The organism is Paenibacillus sediminis (assembly GCF_017873765.1).
In the GTDB taxonomy this organism is placed as follows: domain Bacteria; phylum Bacillota; class Bacilli; order Paenibacillales; family Paenibacillaceae; genus Paenibacillus_AG; species Paenibacillus_AG sediminis.
Window position 1 is genome coordinate 57,783 of sequence record NZ_JAGGKP010000003.1, and the last position, 17,370, is coordinate 75,152.

15 protein-coding genes and 1 riboswitch are annotated in these 17,370 nt (G+C 44.8%); of the genes, 10 read left to right on the forward strand and 5 right to left on the reverse strand.

Features of this window, described 5'->3' with window-relative positions:
- Positions 1 to 3 precede the first annotated feature (3 nt).
- Together J2Z20_RS08950 and J2Z20_RS08955 are read left to right on the forward strand one after the other, a co-directional pair.
- Positions 4 to 633, forward strand: coding sequence for a methionine ABC transporter permease (locus J2Z20_RS08950; RefSeq protein ID WP_209848885.1), 630 nt, complete (start codon positions 4 to 6; stop codon positions 631 to 633).
- Between the two features lie 33 nt (positions 634 to 666).
- A complete protein-coding gene (locus tag J2Z20_RS08955) occupies positions 667 to 1,518 on the forward strand; it encodes a MetQ/NlpA family ABC transporter substrate-binding protein (protein ID WP_209848433.1) in 852 nt (283 codons plus the stop codon).
- Between the two features lie 212 nt (positions 1,519 to 1,730).
- Here the strand turns inward: J2Z20_RS08955 and J2Z20_RS08960 are convergent, their stop codons facing one another.
- Positions 1,731 to 3,380 carry an alpha-amylase family glycosyl hydrolase gene (locus J2Z20_RS08960; protein WP_209848888.1) on the reverse strand — a complete coding sequence of 550 codons (1,650 nt, stop codon included), beginning with the start codon at positions 3,378 to 3,380 and terminating at the stop codon, positions 1,731 to 1,733.
- Positions 3,381 to 3,884: 504 nt separating this feature from the next.
- Here J2Z20_RS08960 and J2Z20_RS08965 point away from each other — a divergent pair.
- From J2Z20_RS08965 to J2Z20_RS08975, 3 genes are all read left to right on the forward strand, one after another.
- Positions 3,885 to 4,922 (forward strand): LacI family DNA-binding transcriptional regulator, encoded by a 1,038-nt coding sequence (locus J2Z20_RS08965; RefSeq protein ID WP_209848437.1) that lies wholly within the window; start codon positions 3,885 to 3,887, stop codon positions 4,920 to 4,922.
- Positions 4,923 to 5,029: 107 nt separating this feature from the next.
- On the forward strand, positions 5,030 to 5,692 hold the full coding sequence (pgmB, locus tag J2Z20_RS08970; protein WP_209848440.1) for a beta-phosphoglucomutase: 663 nt from the start codon (positions 5,030 to 5,032) through the stop codon (positions 5,690 to 5,692).
- Between the two features lie 52 nt (positions 5,693 to 5,744).
- Positions 5,745 to 8,048, forward strand: a complete 2,304-nt coding sequence (locus J2Z20_RS08975) for a glycoside hydrolase family 65 protein (protein WP_209848443.1) — start codon at positions 5,745 to 5,747, stop codon at positions 8,046 to 8,048.
- Between the two features lie 114 nt (positions 8,049 to 8,162).
- On the opposite strand, the gene J2Z20_RS08980 is transcribed toward J2Z20_RS08975, so the two are convergent.
- Positions 8,163 to 9,182 carry an EAL domain-containing protein gene (locus J2Z20_RS08980; protein WP_245252162.1) on the reverse strand — a complete coding sequence of 340 codons (1,020 nt, stop codon included), beginning with the start codon at positions 9,180 to 9,182 and terminating at the stop codon, positions 8,163 to 8,165.
- A gap of 225 nt (positions 9,183 to 9,407) precedes the next feature.
- Entirely contained in the window at positions 9,408 to 11,693 is a 2,286-nt protein-coding gene (locus J2Z20_RS08985; RefSeq protein WP_483414314.1) for a bifunctional 2',3'-cyclic-nucleotide 2'-phosphodiesterase/3'-nucleotidase, read from the reverse strand.
- Between the two features lie 189 nt (positions 11,694 to 11,882).
- Positions 11,883 to 11,994, forward strand: a riboswitch (TPP riboswitch).
- Between the two features lie 131 nt (positions 11,995 to 12,125).
- Here J2Z20_RS08985 and J2Z20_RS08990 point away from each other — a divergent pair.
- Genes J2Z20_RS08990 through J2Z20_RS09010 form a run of 5 tightly spaced genes read left to right on the forward strand, consistent with a single transcriptional unit; the run spans position 12,126 to position 15,944 of the window.
- Positions 12,126 to 13,166, forward strand: a complete 1,041-nt coding sequence (locus J2Z20_RS08990; RefSeq protein WP_209848449.1) for an ABC transporter substrate-binding protein — start codon at positions 12,126 to 12,128, stop codon at positions 13,164 to 13,166.
- Between the two features lie 28 nt (positions 13,167 to 13,194).
- Complete coding sequence (locus J2Z20_RS08995) at positions 13,195 to 13,485, forward strand: thiamine-binding protein (protein WP_209848451.1); 291 nt, start codon at positions 13,195 to 13,197, stop codon at positions 13,483 to 13,485.
- Positions 13,485 to 14,276, forward strand: coding sequence for an ABC transporter permease (locus tag J2Z20_RS09000; RefSeq protein ID WP_209848454.1), 792 nt, complete (start codon positions 13,485 to 13,487; stop codon positions 14,274 to 14,276). The genes J2Z20_RS08995 and J2Z20_RS09000 overlap by 1 nt, the downstream gene beginning before the upstream one ends.
- Positions 14,273 to 15,133, forward strand: coding sequence for an ABC transporter ATP-binding protein (locus J2Z20_RS09005; protein WP_245252164.1), 861 nt, complete (start codon positions 14,273 to 14,275; stop codon positions 15,131 to 15,133). The genes J2Z20_RS09000 and J2Z20_RS09005 overlap by 4 nt, the downstream gene beginning before the upstream one ends.
- Positions 15,134 to 15,149: 16 nt before the next feature.
- Positions 15,150 to 15,944, forward strand: a complete 795-nt coding sequence (locus J2Z20_RS09010) for a TatD family hydrolase (protein ID WP_209848460.1) — start codon at positions 15,150 to 15,152, stop codon at positions 15,942 to 15,944.
- Between the two features lie 38 nt (positions 15,945 to 15,982).
- Here the strand turns inward: J2Z20_RS09010 and nfsA are convergent, their stop codons facing one another.
- Together nfsA and J2Z20_RS09020 are read right to left on the reverse strand one after the other, a co-directional pair.
- Positions 15,983 to 16,723 carry an oxygen-insensitive NADPH nitroreductase gene (gene nfsA / locus J2Z20_RS09015; RefSeq protein ID WP_209848462.1) on the reverse strand — a complete coding sequence of 247 codons (741 nt, stop codon included), beginning with the start codon at positions 16,721 to 16,723 and terminating at the stop codon, positions 15,983 to 15,985.
- Positions 16,724 to 16,735: 12 nt separating this feature from the next.
- Positions 16,736 to 17,356: a LysE/ArgO family amino acid transporter gene (locus tag J2Z20_RS09020; protein ID WP_209848465.1), complete on the reverse strand. Its 621-nt coding sequence runs from the start codon at positions 17,354 to 17,356 to the stop codon at positions 16,736 to 16,738.
- Positions 17,357 to 17,370: the final 14 nt, after the last annotated feature.

The window sequence follows — 17,370 nt, forward strand, 5'->3', positions numbered from 1 at the left end:
GATATGCTTAAGGCGTTCTATGAGACGTTATATATGGTTGGCTTATCCCTGCTTGCCGCCATCATTATCGGTATTCCAGCGGGTATATTACTGTTTGTGAGCGACCGCGGTTTATTTTATGAAAATCGTGTGCTGAACATGGTGCTCGGCGTCATTGCGAACATTATTCGCTCGATTCCGTTTCTCATTTTACTCGTGCTGCTCCTTCCATTCACGCAGGCTATTCTAGGAACAACGATTGGACCGACTGCTGCAGCAGTTCCTTTGTCGGTGGCGGCCATTCCGTTCTACGCTAGACTCGTAGAGTCATCCCTGCGGGAAGTCAACAAAGGCATGATTGAAGCAGCGGTGGCAACAGGCGCCAAACCGTGGCTCATCATTCGTGAGGTGCTTCTTCCTGAAGCAAAATCCGGTATTATATCTGGTCTTACCATTACAGCGATCAGCTTGCTAGGCTTCTCTGCTATGGCAGGTACAGTTGGCGGCGGCGGTATCGGCGACCTCGCTATTCGCTTCGGTTACTACCGCTATGACAATAAAGTGTTGTTTACAACGGTTATTTTGCTTGTCGTGCTCGTTCAGATCATTCAATTCTTGGGTGACTGGGCTGCTCGTAAAGTCGATAAACGTTGAGCAAATATACATATATTAAGGGGAGAGAAAACGATGAAGAAAAAAGGACTTGCCGCTCTACTGCTTACTTTGATTCTCGTGTTAGTAACCGCATGCGGCGCAAAAGGAACAACCGATTCAGCTGATAAAGGCAGCGCTCAGAATGATCAGAAAAAATCACTCAAAATCGGCGCAACTGCAGGACCATACAGCGACATGGTAACGAAAGCAATCAAACCGCTTATGGAGAAAAAAGGTTACTCTATTGAAGTTGTAGAATTCAACGACTATGTACAGCCGAACAAAGCGCTCGCCAATGGCTCGATCGATGCTAACCTGTTCCAGCACTCCGTTTATTTAGAGAAATTTGCAGCTGACAACAATCTGGATCTAAGCCCAGTGATCAGCGTTCCAAGTATCCCAATGGGCCTCTATTCACATAAGTTTAAATCCGTCTCTGAAATTGCGGACGGCAGTACATTAACCATTGCCAACGATCCAACCAACTTGGCACGTTCGCTTAAGCTCTTGGTAGATATGGGTCTTATCACTATTAAAGAAGGTGCCAACCCAGCAACGATGTCTGAAAAAGATATCGCAGATAACCCTAAACATCTCGTGATCAAACCGCTCGAAGCAGCTCAATTGCCGCGTACACTAGACAGTACAGACCTCGCTCTTGTACCAGGCAACTTCGCACTTGCTGCGAAAATGGACCTAACGAGTGCTTTACAGCTGGAAAACATGCAGGAAAAATACCGCAACGTTGTTGTTGTAAATACGAAAGACGCTGACAGCCAGTTTGCTAAAGATTTGAAAGAAGTCATTCAATCGAAAGATTTCGAGAAAGTGATTGACGAACAGTTCAAAGGCTTCTCCAAACCAGAGTGGATGACTAATAAATAAGCTTTGATATGGGAAGAACCTAGCGGGAATCCGCTGGGTTCTTTTGGTTATAACAATCGGCTCGACACTGTTGGAATACATATTAAGAACCTTCGGGTTATTAATCATAACGCTGATTTCGTTGAATAAACGGAAATAGACCGCCCTCACCAAAGGAAACGGTCTATTTCTGATCAGCTTTCCGAAAGAAGGGATTCTATATTCTTCTTATGTTACTTCAAAATAACCGTCGAATACGCTGGCAATGTAAGCTGACCATTATCAAGCTTAGCCGCATCATTCGTTGTTCGTTCGATGCTACTAAAAGAATTATCCGCACTTAAGCTCACTTGCTGCTCTTGACTGGACAAGTTATGCAGAACGAGCACTCGCTCATTAGCCGTCGCCCGAACATAAGCCATCACGCTTCTATTGTTGTTACTCAGCTGATATTGTAAGATTCCGCCGTCATGCAGTGCAGGAATCTCATTTCTCCACTGGATCAAAGTACGGTAATAACTTAGCAGTGAGTTCTTGTCCGCTGCTTCTGCTTCTACACTGACCTTGCTGCCATCTCTATTGTACCGGTTCGCTTCCCACTTGGTCTGCCCTGCTTCACCAGACTTGACGTTCCATACCATCGGTTCACGGATCGATTCATCGGGCTTCGCGCCTTGCATGCCGATCTCTTCCCCGTAATAAATGAACGGATTGCCTGGCAATGTCAGCAGAATGCTGGCAGCCATTTTCGCATGGTCAATGTTGCCGGAGAGCTGGCTCATCACACGGTTCTGGTCATGGTTCGTTAAGAAGACGGCATCTACAAATTTACCTTGGGACTTCTTCTCGTACAATTTATAAACTCGTTCTAAAGTAAAGCCGATATTGGCATCCTGCTCTCTTTGAACAGCGCTAACGATCGACTCAGCTAGACCGAAGTTAAATCCCGAATCGAATGCGTTATCTAAATATGCGGATACGGATACAGCGGAATTCTCCCATACTTCACCTACAATATAAGCATTAGGGTTAACTTCATTCATGCCGCTGCGGAACTCTTGCCACCACTTCACATTTTTCGCTGTTGTCGCTTCACCTTTATCGGATGCAAGATCTTCATAAATATGCTTCGCTGCATCAAGCCGGAAGCCGTCTACGCCAAGCTTGAGCCAGAACTTACCCGAATCGATCATTTCTTTACGTACATCAGAGTTATCGAAGTTGAGGTCCGGCATGCCTTCCCAGAACGTTCCTAAATAGTGGGCTCCGTTCTTCTCGTGCCATGGATTACCGCTACCTGCCGCACTAGAACCGATAGGCTCACGTTTCTGATCCTCCGCCCATACGTAATAATTGCGATACTTGCTGTCTTTGCCACCTGCCGCTTCTTTAAACCACGGATGTTCAGTACTCGTATGGTTCACGACAAAGTCCATAATCACTTTAATGCCGCGCTTGTGCGCTTCTTTGATCAGTTCCTTCATATCATCAAGCGTTCCGTAATCCCGATTAATATTTCGGTAATCGGTCACATCATACCCATGATAGCTTGGTGAAGGATTGATTGGCATCAGCCAGATCCCCCCTACTCCAAGATCGTCATGCGTGTTCGGATTCCCATCGTTCAAATAATCGAGCTTCTCTGTAACACCGCGCAAATCACCAATACCATCTCCGTTAGAATCATAGAACGAACGGACAAAAATTTCATAGAACACAGTAGAAGGCTGTTCATCAACAGGCGTATTTGTCTGCCCAACAGCTGTTTTTGGCGCTGCAGATTTCTGTTCCTGCTTCGTATTCGGACTTGACTGACCGGTACTGTCTTTCGAACAGCCTGCGAGCAGCGATGCGGATAACGATGCAACTGCTAATGTAAGCATTATGCCGCGAGACCATTTCAATGATTTGTTCCCTCTCACAATATCCACTCCTTGTATTTATAAAATTGCTCCAAAATGTGCGCAAACGTTTGAATCAAACGGCAAAAAATATTCTTTTTCATCCAATTTAATCCATATTTATAGCCGTTTTATCCCTGTTATAGGTTACGATATTAAGAAAAATGTGCTAAATAGTTTCGTAAGCGCTTTATTTAGTGTATAATCTAATCATAACCGAACATTAAACTTATTTAAATCGTTTGCACAACCGAAAAAAATCTATATTTTTCTGTATTTCAGACTAATAATGGAATTTTCTCGTTGTTTCTTGATATATCTCGATATTGAATAGTTTGATAGCGGTTACTTTTGCTTCCTTATATGCTCGTAAAGGGAGACACCTTTTCATATTTACAAGAAAAAAGGTTTGGATTAAGATATCTAATGTGAATTCTGAGTTCTTTCTTCATCTGGAGAGCAAACGGTTTCACAAGGAGGGTTTGAATGTCTGTAACAATAAAAGATGTAGCCAAAAAAGCGGGCGTATCCCCTTCCACTGTGTCCCGGGTGCTGTCTAACCATCCTAGAATTAGCCGCGAAACGTCCAAAAAAGTCAGAGACATTATGGAAGAGCTAGGGTATCATCCTAATATTATGGCGAAGAGCCTAGTGTCAAAAACGACGAATAGCATATGTGTCATTCTTCCGAAGCCTGCCGAAGAACTGTTCAACAACTTATTCTTTATGGAACTGATCCGAGGTATTGTAACTCAGGCCAATCGTTCTGGTTATGACGTCGTCCTGAGCTCTGGTGCGAATGAGAAGGAAGAAGTTGAAGCGGTCTCTCGTCTCCTGCATGGCAGACGTGTTGACGGTGCTATTTTGCTGTATTCGCGCCATAATGATCCGGTCGTTGAATTTTTGCAAACAAATCAATTTCCGTTCGTCTTAGTAGGCCGCAGTGACGAATATTCCGGCATTCTATCTGTAGATAACGATAATGTTCAGGCAGCATATGAAGCTACCAAACATCTAATTTCATTAGGACACCAAAGAATAGGATTCGTAAGCGGTCCTCAGAATTTGATCGTATCGCAAGATCGTTTGTTAGGATATCGTAAAGCGCTGCAAGATTCGAATCTTGAGATGCGCCCGGAATGGATTGTTGAAGGTGAGTTTCTGCAAGAAAGCGGCTATCGCGCCATGTCTTTCTTTATGAACTTGCCAGAACGACCAACAGCACTTGTCGTACTAGACGATGTCGTCTCATTCGGCGTGCTTCGCGGTCTGCATGAGCTTGGTTTTAAAGTACCTGAGGATTTAAGCGTCGTCAGCTTTAACAATATTACCTTAGCTGAGCTGTACACACCACCGCTCACTAGCGTGGATATTGGGATTTACCAATTGGGATACACCGCTTCTCAAGCGCTTATTCAGCTCATTCAAAGTGACGGCGACAAGCAATTTCTAAAAAGACACATTATTCCGCATCGCTTGATTATACGTGAGTCGTCCATGTTCTCGTTAAATAATACTCGTTAAAATAAGAATGTGGACAACGATGTAACGAATAAAATAATTGAAGCCTATCGCTTCAATTATTTTTTACCAGATGTTCAAACGTTTGCACACAGGAGGAATGGTAGTAAATGAGCCCGATTAAAGCTTGCTTATTTGACTTGGATGGTGTGTTAGTAGACACCGCGAAATACCACTATATTGCCTGGAAGCGTCTCGCTTCTGAACTTGGGTTTGATTTTAACGAGAAGGACAATGAAAGATTAAAAGGAGTCAGCCGCATGGCCTCGCTCGATATTCTTCTTGAAATCGGCAATTTATCCTTTGATGACAAAACGAAAGAGGCGCTCGCCGAGAAAAAGAACACTTGGTATGTAGAGTACATATCCAAAATGGACGCATCTGAAATTCTTCCAGGTAGCCTTCATTTCTTGAAAGAGCTCAAAGAAAGCGGCATTAAGGTCGCTCTTGGTTCTGCTAGTAAAAATGCAATGATTATATTAAACAATACAGGCCTTGTTCCTTATTTCGATGCCATCATCGATGGCACGAAAACGCAAAGCGCAAAGCCAGATCCTGAAGTGTTCCTGCTAGGCGCACAGGCACTTAACGCCCATCCTTCCGAATGCGTTGTATTTGAAGACGCGGAAGCCGGCATTGAAGCCGCGACTCGCGCGCATATGTACAGCATTGGCGTTGGGTCGCCAGAAACGTTAAGCAAAGCTAATTTCGTCGTCTCTTCCCTGCAAGAAATGTCTGTTGCACGTCTTACTGAGTTAACTCTTCCTGCTTAATAGGAGTTAGGTAATATTATCGATAACTTTTATCGTAAAGGGGCAAATCACAGTGAAACAATATTTGAAGCTGAATGAATGGTCAATTATTGAAGAAGGCTTTGATCCGCATTTGCATGAAAACTCCGAAAGTATTTTTAGTATCGGCAACGGTTATATGGGACAGCGCGCTAACTTTGAAGAACAATACAGCGGTTCTTCTCTGCAAGGCAGCTACATGGCTGGTGTCTATTACCCAGATAAAACACGCGTAGGTTGGTGGAAGAACGGTTATCCGGAATATTTCGCGAAAGTGCTGAACAGTACGAACTGGATCGGTATTGACATCGAAATCAACGGTACACCTCTCGATTTGGCTAAACTTACTGTGAAAGATTTCGTACGCGAGCTGAACATGAAGGAAGGTTACCTGTCCCGCAGCTTTACAGCCGTCCTTGAAGACGGTAAAGAAGTGAAGGTCGAAGCTGTGCGATTTGTAAGTATCATGCAGCATGAGATCGGTGCAATTCGTTACGCGGTAACACCTGTTAACTTTGACGCAGACCTTACGATTACTCCATACCTTGATGGCGACGTGAAGAACAAAGACTCTAACTATGACGAGAAGTTCTGGCTCGAAGTGTACAAGGAAGCTGGTAAAGGCACCGCTGCATTGACGGTCAAAACGAAGAAGCTCGACTTCCATGTGACTTCTGTGATGCAATATGACATTGTAAAAAATGGTCAAAAACTTACTCTCGATCCGCAAACGATAGAACAAGAGAAATATGTCGCAAACCAAGTGAAAGTTCAGGCTGGCAAAGGCGAACAAGTCGTTATTTTCAAATATGTAGCGAATGTCACTTCCCGTGATTACGGTTTAGGCGAACTGCTTGATGCTGGACGTGAAGCTCTTGCGAAAGCAGTTGCTAAAGGCTTCGACCAATTGAAAGCCGAACAAGCGCAAGGATGGGCTAATAAATGGAAAGAAAGCGACATTGTCATTGAAGGCGATGTGGCTGCGCAGCAAGCGATTCGTTTTAACATTTTCCAATTGAATCAAACATACAGCGGTGAAGACGACCGTCTTAACATCGGACCTAAAGGCTTCACAGGCGAGAAATACGGCGGCAGCACATACTGGGATACGGAAGCTTACTGCCTCCCATTCTATCTCAGCACGGCTGATTCCAGCATTGCCCGCAACCTGCTCATCTATCGTTACAAACATTTGGAGAAAGCGAAAGAAAACGCACGTAAACTTGGCTTTACGAAAGGCGCACTCTATCCAATGGTAACGATGAACGGTGAAGAGTGTCATAACGAATGGGAAATTACGTTCGAAGAAATTCACCGTAACGGTGCGATTGCTTACGCGATCTACAACTATGTAAATTACACTGGCGACAAATCCTATCTCGGACAATATGGACTTGAAGTGCTGGCGGAAATTTCTCGTTTCTGGGAAGAACGCGTACACTATGTTCCAGCTAAAGATCAGTACGTTATGCTCGGCGTAACTGGCCCTAACGAATATGAGAACAACGTGAACAACAACTGGTACACGAACCGTATCGCAGCTTGGACGATGGAATATACACTTGAAGTGCTTGACTACTTGAAACAAAACGAACCTGCTAGCTACAGCGAACTCGTAGATAAATTACAATTGCAAGAGACTGAAACAGCGAAATGGAAAGAAATCATCGCGAAAATGTACTATCCAGTGGACGAAGAGCGCGGTATCTTCTTGCAGCAGGACGGCTTCTTAGATAAAGAGCTCCTTCCAGTGAAAGATCTTGATCCGAAGCATCTGCCGCTGAACCAAAACTGGTCCTGGGACCGTATCCTTCGCTCCGTCTACATCAAACAAGCTGACGTTCTCCAAGGGTTATATTTCTTAGGCGATCGTTATGATTTGGATACGAAGAAACGCAACTTTGATTTCTATGAGCCATTTACGGTGCATGAGTCTTCCCTATCTCCTTGCGTTCATTCAATCCTTGCTTGTGAGCTTGGATACCAGGAGAAAGCGTACGAAATGTACTTGCGTACAGCCAGACTTGACCTCGACAACTATAACAATGACACAGAAGACGGTCTGCACATTACAAGTATGGCAGGAACGTGGATGTCTGTTGTTCAAGGATTCGGCGGCTTGAAAGTGAAAGACGGCGTTCTTCATCTGAATCCATTTAACCCGGGACACTGGAAATCGTTCTCCTTCAAAGTGATGTTCCGCGGTTCCCGCTTGAATGTCAATGTTACTGAGAAAGTTGTAACGATCACGAATGAAACGGAAACGCCAGCGGCTGTAAATGTATACGGCAATGCCTATACAGTGAACGGACTTAGCAATATTACCGTAAACATTTAATACGTCATGGATACAGAAACAACCCCGCAGCTTTCAAGGCTGCGGGGTTGTTTGCATATGTAATCATATATTTTAATTAAGTAAGTAAATGTTTTATGTATCAAAGTATTCATTTTATTTGGCAAAGACACCTTTGGGCGGTCTTGCTGACGGTTTACCGAACAAGTATCCTTGCGCTAATTGGATGCCGCTCTCCACGCAAAACTCAAACTCTTCCCTGCGCTCAATTCCTTCTGCAAGCACTTCACCTCCGAAGTCATTTGCAAGCTCGACAATTTTAGTGATTTCACGCTGTTTGATAGGATCTTTATCGCATTCACTAATTAATCCCCGGTCAATTTTGACATAATCAGGCCTTAGCAATACCATCTCTTCCAGCGTCGAATATCCGGCGCCTACGTCATCAAGAGCGACAGCTATCCCATTATCCCTGTACAGATCAAAAATATATTGCAGCTGCTGAATATCGATTTGCTCCGTCTCTACCACTTCAAACACAAAGTCACGAGGATCTAATTTGAGCCGCTCAATCGTGTGGAACGTATAGCTTAAGCAATATTCTGGGTTATATATAGATGATGGCAAAAAATTAACGAATCGTTTAATGCCTTGAGGTACCCAAAGACTGCTCGTCTCAATCGCCGAAATATGCGCCGCCCGATCGAGGAATGACTGCAATCCCGCTTCACGAGCCACTTCGAACAATTCATAAGGGTGAAAAGAAACCCCGTCCTGCGCAGGACGCAGCAGAAACTCAAAAGCAACAATCTGTTCTGAGCTATCTACAATAGGCTGCATATAGCTTGTAAACTGTTCTTCCTTAATAATATCCATAATATGATGGTCATTTAATCTGCGATTTAACTGTTTAAGAGGAATCCACTCAGGACCGTTAACTTCAGAGCGTTGTCCGACAATGTATATCTGAATAGATTGCTGCAGCTCTGCTGGCAAACTGTTAAGCTTCTGCAATAAGCACATCATTTCATTCGAATCGCTATAGTGAATGACACAATCATCTTGAATGATATAGGAGAGGCCATGTTCATTTAGTGCATCAATAAGTAAAGTGGAAACGGGCTGTAACTTTACTATGCCTTGGTCTTCGATCGGTTTGCAACCGCTGAAGTTCAATACACATCCTCCTCTATCTTGAGCTATGATGAGTTTCTTGGCCAGACATGACCCTCATACATAATTTTTGCCACTGGTAAATATTATAACACGAATACGGTTTATTCGACACCTCTCCCCTATTACCGGGGAAATAATTCTTCTTTTGAGTCGAATAAAATAAAAGGGAGCTGAATTTTCTCAGCTCCCTTTTAACGTTCTAGATTATTAAATTGTTAGATTGTATTATTGCGCCGCCGGAATAACAATCTTCTGTCCGATGGTTATGAAATCTGGATTCGAAAGATGGTTAACTTCGGCCAGCTTCCGCCATGACACTCTATATTTTAATCCAATATGAGATAAAGTGTCTCCCTTCTTCACGGTGTACACAATCTCCTTAGAAGCGTCAGCGCTTGGTGAAGTCGCCTTCGCAGGTGCAGTTGAAGTAGCAGGAGCTGGTTTTTCTATGTCTGTCGCTGGCTTTCCTTCATCCGCAGCATTACCTGAAGGAGCTGGAGTGACAGGTTGATCGCTAGGAATATCCTTGCTTGGTGCAAGTTCTGCGAAATTCAAGCTGTACTTCGCAAAGCCATTTTCCCCTGCTCCCACATAAGAAATCCCTTTGCTGTTTGCAGCTAAATCTTTCGCATCCGGTGAGGAGACGAACGTTACATTTACGCCCCCTTTAATCGGAGCTAATGACCAGTTGCCATCTGCAGTTGGGTTAATCGTTTTATTTTCGCGAATATAATCAATGACGACCTGTCTGTTCTCATCTGGAGCGGCCATAATGATCCGTTTGCCATCTGGGTTCGCAAGCTTCGATGAAGAAGCGCGATAGTTGTTCGTTGCTACGACAAATTTTTGTTTAGGATCGATGGGTTTTCCATCAAATTTCAAATCTTTAATCCGGCTCGCAGTCGGGTTTATAACGGTGCCTTTAGCGTCGTATTTTGCAGGCTGAGTGACATCAATTTCGTAAGATACACCGTCGATGACGTCAAAATTATACGTAGGGAAATCATTGTTGATCAGCTGCTGTTCACCAGTCTGATCCGTATGAATTTGATTGAACTGGCCTGCGGACCATTCGAGCCATTCCTTCACTTCAGCACCCGTTACCAACACGGCATGGACGGTATTTGGATATACATAGAGATCGGCAACATTTTTAATGGCAATCGTTCCAGCTGGAATGTTCGTATAATAGCTGGCGCCCGAACGTCCACCCGCTTTGAACGGAGCTCCTGCTGACAATACAGGCAGCTTCTCATATTCCGTTCCTTGCAATTGCTTCTTAACATACCATTTCTGTGCGTTCGTTACGATTTGAATGGATGGGTCATCTTGAACTAATGCGAAGAAGCTGTTGATCGGCGCTGTCGTCTTACCTACCGGTCCGCGAATGTAGTCAAGCGTATGCTCATGCTCTGTTTCGACAGCTTTAACAATTTCTTCGTCTGTTGCAACCAATGATTTTTTATTGACTGTATCATAGATGGGACGCGCTTCCGTCTTGGAGCCAGCAACTTTCCATTTACCATCTACTTGAGTTAGCTCTAAATCGATAACACCGAGATGGTCCCCCCAAAATCCAGGTTCTACGGCTGGAATTCCGTTGATCGTACCCGCTTCAAGGTCAACGCCTGTATTACCTTTGAACGCATCGCTAGGAAACACCTTGTGCGCATGGCCGAACAATACAGCGTCAATGCCTTCTACTTTGGTTAAGTAGAGAACGGAGTTTTCCATCATATCCGTCTGCGGAATATCTTCAAATCCCGAGTGAGGAACGGCAACAATGATGTCAGCCCCTTCCTTCTTCATTTGCGGAATGAATTTCTTCGCAGTCGCGACGATATCTTTAGCGATAACTTTACCTTCTAAATTCGCTTTATCCCACTGCAAAATTTGCGGAGGTACAAAGCCGATCACCCCCACTTTAAGTGTGTGCGTCTTACCGCTTTCATCGGTTACTGTTTTATCGAGAATAATGTATGGTTTAAATGCGTTTTTATCATTGTTTGGATCTTGGTCTTTGTCATCTATGTACACATTCGCATTGACGTAAGGGAAATTCGCGCCTTTGAGGGATTGCTTTAGAAAATCAAGACCATAGTTGAACTCATGATTGCCGATATTGCCCGCGTCATAATCTAGCAAATTCATCGCTTTATACACAGGGTGTATTTCCCCATCTTTAAGCGGATCTACCTTGGCCACATAGTCTCCGAGCGGATTCCCTTGAATCAGGTCACCGTTGTCAAAGAGAAGACTGTTCTTCGCTTCCTCTCTCGCCTTCTTAATCAAGGTGGCTGTCTTGGCTAATCCATACTGATCTGTTTCTTTGTCTGCATAGTAGTCATAGTTGACGATGTTCACGTGTAAGTCGGTCGTTTCCAAAATTCGCAGTTTCACCGTTGTCCCGCTGTCAGCCGCTGATGCAGGAATCGCTGTTACCACTACAAACGCTGCTGCAACGAAGGCGGATGTCAGTCTTTTGAACGTGATCTGGCTCAACTTTTTCAAAAATAACCCTCCCGTTAATAACATATTTTTGGCACAAAAATATGAGTATGACCTCTTAGATCATATTATTCTTCAATTATATCATATAAGAATTACATTTTTGTAAAAATTATGTAAAAATAAACAAGATCAAAATGTTATAGACATCATAAGAAAATAAAGACTATAATACATTTGATAAACCCACAGCTTCATATTCAGGGGTGCTGGAATTGGCCGGCTGAGATTGTATCCCTTAAGATACTGACCCTTTTAACCTGATCTGGGTAATGCCAGCGTAGGAACGAAATAAGCATGGGAATGATTTTCATCATTTCATTCTTGCGCTCTCTATGCGTCCCGATCTGGGGCGCTTTTTTTGTATTATAGGTCGGTTTATTACAAACTACATACGGACTGTGGGGATATTATCTTAGAAGGAGAGATTTATAAATGAGAAACGCGAAATGGTTCATCATGTTAATCGTCTGCATGCTCGTTATCGTTACTGGATGCAGCAGTACGCCAAAGGCAGACAACAACAGCTCATCAAGCCAGGCAACGGGTAGTAATAAACAGGCAGCTAAGACATTGAAGGATGTGAAAGTCGTGCTCGACTGGACACCAAACACAAACCATACAGGTCTATACGTGGCCAAAGATCAAGGATACTACAAAGAAGAAGGACTAAACGTAGAAATTGTGCAGCCTGGTTCAGGCGGGGCTGACGCGATGGTCGCATCTGGCGAAGCGCAGTTCGGTATCAGTTATCAAGAGAGCGTTACCCAAGGACGTACGCAAGGTGTACCGCTTGTCTCCATCGCTGCGATCATTCAGCATAATACTTCTGGGTTCGCTGCTCCAGCAGACCGCGGCATTAAATCCCCGAAAGATTTCGAGGGCAAAAAATACGGCGGCTGGGGTTCCCCCGTCGAAGAAGCAATGCTGAAGACGCTTGTGGAGGAAAATGGCGGTGACTACAGCAAAGTAAAATATATCAACATGGGTGACGCGGACTATTTTACAGCTGTAAAACGTGACATTGACTTTGCATGGATCTACTACGCTTGGACGGGAATTGAAGCAGAGCAGCGAAATCAGCCACTGAACATGCTGTATGTGAAAGATTACGATAAAGCGCTCGATTACTATACGCCTATTCTTGTTACAAGCGAGAAAGTGATTGCTCAAGACCCTGAATTGGTAAAAGCGTTCATGAGAGCGACATCCAAAGGGTATCAATATGCCATCCAGAACCCTGAGAAAGCCGCAGATATCCTAATTAAGGCCGTTCCAGACCTCAATGCAGAGCTCGTTAAAGCAAGCCAGAAATGGCTAAGCCCAAGGTACCAGGATGATGCTGCAAGATGGGGTGAACAGAAGAAGGAAGTATGGCAGAACTTCTCTGACTGGCTCTATAAACGCAAACTCCTAGATAAACCGCTCGACGTAGATAAAGCATTTACGAACGACTACCTCCCTGCTGGGAAATAAATTAGAATCTGGAGAGGATGAGCTCAATATGGCAAATACACTGCTTAGTATACAAATGATACCGAAAACCCCAAACGGCGAAGATCCGATTCCATACATCGACCGGGCTATTGAAGTGATTCAAGCATCGGGTCTTAAGCATCAGGTGAATCCGCTGGAGACGACTATAGAAGGGGAGCTTGACGAGCTTCTCGATCTGGTGAAAAAGATGAACGATGCGGTCATTCAAATGGGCAGTCCAAGCATTATTTCGCAAGTGAAAATTGCTCATAATCCAAATGGCATCAATATGGACCGGCTAACGGAGAAGTATCGGTAATGAGCAAGAACTCTTGGTGGAGAAACATATGGCCGCCCTTAACGGCGGTCCTGTTATTTTTACTATTGTGGCAGGTCGCTACTTCCTTCTTTCACATTGAAAAGTGGATTTTGCCAAGCCCATTAAATATTGGACACGAACTGTTAGCTGGTGCACCTAGCTTGCGGGATCATACGATGGCTACGCTCAAGCTAACTCTTATTGGATTTGGTATAGGCACAGCATTCGGCCTTCTGGTCGCCTGCTTGCTCCATGTCATTCCTGTGCTGAAATCAGCGCTTTATCCGCTCATGATCTTAAGCCAGAACATTCCGACCATCGCCTTAGCTCCGCTGCTTATGATCTGGTTCGGCTTCGGACTGCTGCCCAAAATCATCGTCATTACGCTTGTCTGCTTCTTCCCTGTGGCTGTAGCTGCCATGGATGGACTGCTGCGAACAGATCGAACGATGATGAACTATATGCAGATGATTGGCGCAAGCAGAGGTCAAATATTTTGGAAGCTGGAGCTTCCGCATGCTCTCCCGTCTATATTCTCTGGCCTGAAAATTGCTGCGACGTACAGCGTAATGGGCGCCGTTGTCGCCGAATGGATTGGAGCGGACAAAGGAATTGGTTACTACATGGTGCTGCAAAAATCGGCTTTCCGTACAGACCGGATGTTCGTCGCTATTCTCATTATTGTCGCGCTTAGTCTGCTGATGGTTTCCTGTATTGCTTTACTTGAAAAATGGCTCGTACGCTGGAAGCCGCAGCAAACCGGACATAGAAAGGGATGGTCCTTAAGATGACAATCTATGATCATATGACAACTCAAGATCACAGCGCTGTAGCTCCAGCCCTTTCATTTTCAGCGGATAGCGAGCCCGCATTAGCTCTAGAGGCTCATCATATTACGAAGTCGTTCGCTGGAAGCCGCAAACGATCTCTGCCTGTTCTAAATGATGTATCTCTCAGAGTGAAGCAAGGAGAGTTCGTCTCGATTATCGGCCCTTCCGGAAGCGGCAAGAGCACGCTGTTTCATATTATTGGCGGTCTCGAGAAGCCCGATCACGGCGAAATACGGATGAACGGTCAGCTGGTTACCGGCGAGAAAGGCCGCATCAGTTACATGCCGCAGCAACCAGCTCTTCTCCCCTGGCGCACCATAGAGCAGAATGTTGTCCTGGCGCTAGAGGTGGCTGGGGTACGGACTAAAGAGGCTAGGGAGGAAGCACGGCTCTGGCTGCCGAAGGTAGGTCTTGCAGGCTTCGAGCAAGCTTATCCTCATACGTTATCCGGCGGCATGCAGCAGCGCGCTTCTTTTCTAAGAGCGCTCCTTAGCCGTCAGGAGCTGATGTGTCTCGATGAACCCTTTAGTGCGCTCGACGCCCTTACACGCAGCGATATGCAGCGCTGGCTGCTCGATATTTGGGAAAGTACAAAGCGTTCGGTACTGTTTATTACTCATAATATAGAAGAAGCTTTGCTCTTGTCTGATTCCATTTATGTATTCTCCAGCAGGCCTGCCTCCGTACTGCACAAAATTGAAGTGCCTTTCGCTCGTCCGCGCCGTGAAGACATAACTACGGATGCTGCGTTTCTATCATTAAAGCTCGAATTATCTCAGTGGATGCGCGAAGAACAACGGAAAATGCAGAATCTATGAGGAAAGGGTGACAGCCATGCAATTATCACCGCTTATGGATGCGCATATTCATTTGGATTCCTATGAAGAGAAGCAGCGTCTTGCTATATTACACGAATTAGAATCATCTCGCGTTGAATCTGTGATTGCTGTGTCTATGAATTTAGCTTCCAGCAAAGTTAATCGTAAGCTGGCTCAGGCTTATCCCGCCTTGGTGAAGCCTGCCTTCGGATTTCATCCTGAGCAGCCTCTTCCAAGCAAACAAGAGATCGATGAGCTGTTTACATGGATGGAACGTTATGTGGGTGACATGATTGCCGTTGGGGAAGTCGGGCTGCCCTATTACAACAGAACCGAAGCAGAGCAGTCCGGTGAATCCTTCACTCTGGCTCCTTATATCGAGCTATTAGAGCGATTCGTTGCCTTTGCTAAACAGCATGATAAACCGATTGTACTTCATGCGGTATATGAAGATGCCGATATTGCCTGTGATTTGCTCGAGCAATATGGCGTAACCAAGGCTCACTTTCACTGGTTCAAAGGGGCAGAGCATACCGTACAGCGAATGGCTGAACGAGGATATTTCGTCTCATTTACACCGGATATTGTGTATGATCCTGAAATTCAGCAATTAGCGAAAGTGTACCCGATCTCGCAAGTGATGGCAGAGACGGATGGGCCTTGGCCATTCGAGGGACCGTTTCAGGGCAAGATGACACATCCTGCAATGACAGCTGAAGTGGTTCAGGCTTGGTGCGAGCTGCATGGTCTGCAGCTGCATGCAGGACGCAAGCAAATGTACAATAATACAATGAATTTTTACCTAAAATAAAACAAGCATCTCACTTTTACGTGAGATGCTTGTCCTTTTCATTTCAATTCAAAGCCTTGTTCCTTCAAATAGTCACGCATATGTATGCGCGCAGGCTGCGTCAATTTATCAGCCATCAGCTTCGACCAAGGCGTATCGTTCTTGCCACCAGTTCGTTCGCTTAAGTAACGACTCATTGTAACATCATAATTGCTCACTTCATTTACAGCATCCGTAGAATATTTGTTACGGTGCAGCACGGCTTTCTGCGGCAAGCGCGGACGAAGCATCGTCTGCTGATCGGGATGACCTACACACATTCCAAACACAGGGTACACATGCTTCGGAAGCTCGAGCAGACGAGTTACCTCTTCTATACGGTTGCGAATTCCCCCAATATAAACAATGCCAAGTCCGAGCGATTCCGCTGCGACGGCAGCATTCTGCGCGGCAAGCGCTGTATCAACGGTCGCGATAATGAAGCTTTCGGTTGTATCTACAAACGCTTTTTTGTCAGGATAATGCTCTTCTGTAATGGTTTTAAGACGATATAAATCAGCGCACCAGACAAGAAACGTTGGACATTCGGCTATATATGCCTGATTGCCGCACAATTCAGACAGCTCTTTTTTGAGCTTGTCATCTGTTACTGCAATAACGCTGTAAGCCTGAACGTGACTGGAGCTTGAAGCCATCTGACCCGCTGCAACAATCGTTTCTAATTGTTCCTCAGTGACCGGCTCATTTGTAAATTTACGAACAGACCGATGTTTCATGAGCAGTGATATCGTATCATTCATGTTCTTTACCTCCTAGTAGATCCATTTGAAGCCCATATATAATACTATACTCCAAATAATAATAGCTGAAACCTTATTGAGATGCGACATCGCTTTACCAGTGTGATCTAATCTTCTAATCATTGTTCCGCTGACAGCAAGCGTGAAGAACCAAATCCAAGACACCAATATCGTTGCCGCTGTAAAGGAGGCTTTCTCACTGCCGCTGTAATTCAGAGAGCTTGTCCCGATGACACCGATCGTATCGAGAATAGCGTGTGGATTAAGAAGCGATACAGACAAAGCGAATGTAACTTGTTTTCTAGTTGATATCCGTTCCTGCGAATCTGTATTTGCGAATGACGCTGGGCTGTCGCTTTTCCATATCACCCAGCCCATATAGATAAGAAACACCATTCCTGCCGCATAGAGTACCGTCTGGATCCAAGTAAACATCATCACGACGCCTGCTACACCAAGCACAGCGACGAGAATGAGGATCGTGTCGCAGAGCGCCGCTGCAATGACGACAGGAAGGGCTCTCCATAATGAAGGCTGGCTAATCCCCTGATTCAGCACAAATACATTTTGCACGCCAAGCGGCAATATTAATCCGAATGCTAAAATAAATCCATGTAAAAATGACTCAAGCATGCTTTACCTCCAAC

What these genes read in the sequence shown, in the direction of transcription:
- J2Z20_RS08950 (WP_209848885.1), top strand. Translation starts at nt 4, where the DNA reads ATGCTTAAGGCGTTCTATGAGACGTTATATATGGTTGGCTTATCCCTG.
- J2Z20_RS08995 (WP_209848451.1), top strand. Translation starts at nt 13,195, where the DNA reads ATGGCAAATACACTGCTTAGTATACAAATGATACCGAAAACCCCAAAC.
- J2Z20_RS08990 (WP_209848449.1), top strand. Translation starts at nt 12,126, where the DNA reads ATGAGAAACGCGAAATGGTTCATCATGTTAATCGTCTGCATGCTCGTT.
- nfsA (WP_209848462.1), bottom strand. Translation starts at nt 16,723, where the DNA reads ATGAATGATACGATATCACTGCTCATGAAACATCGGTCTGTTCGTAAA.
- J2Z20_RS08960 (WP_209848888.1), bottom strand. Translation starts at nt 3,380, where the DNA reads ATGCTTACATTAGCAGTTGCATCGTTATCCGCATCGCTGCTCGCAGGC.
- J2Z20_RS08965 (WP_209848437.1), top strand. Translation starts at nt 3,885, where the DNA reads ATGTCTGTAACAATAAAAGATGTAGCCAAAAAAGCGGGCGTATCCCCT.
- J2Z20_RS09010 (WP_209848460.1), top strand. Translation starts at nt 15,150, where the DNA reads ATGCAATTATCACCGCTTATGGATGCGCATATTCATTTGGATTCCTAT.
- J2Z20_RS08955 (WP_209848433.1), top strand. Translation starts at nt 667, where the DNA reads ATGAAGAAAAAAGGACTTGCCGCTCTACTGCTTACTTTGATTCTCGTG.
- J2Z20_RS09005 (WP_245252164.1), top strand. Translation starts at nt 14,273, where the DNA reads ATGACAATCTATGATCATATGACAACTCAAGATCACAGCGCTGTAGCT.
- pgmB (WP_209848440.1), top strand. Translation starts at nt 5,030, where the DNA reads ATGAGCCCGATTAAAGCTTGCTTATTTGACTTGGATGGTGTGTTAGTA.
- J2Z20_RS09020 (WP_209848465.1), bottom strand. Translation starts at nt 17,356, where the DNA reads ATGCTTGAGTCATTTTTACATGGATTTATTTTAGCATTCGGATTAATA.
- J2Z20_RS09000 (WP_209848454.1), top strand. Translation starts at nt 13,485, where the DNA reads ATGAGCAAGAACTCTTGGTGGAGAAACATATGGCCGCCCTTAACGGCG.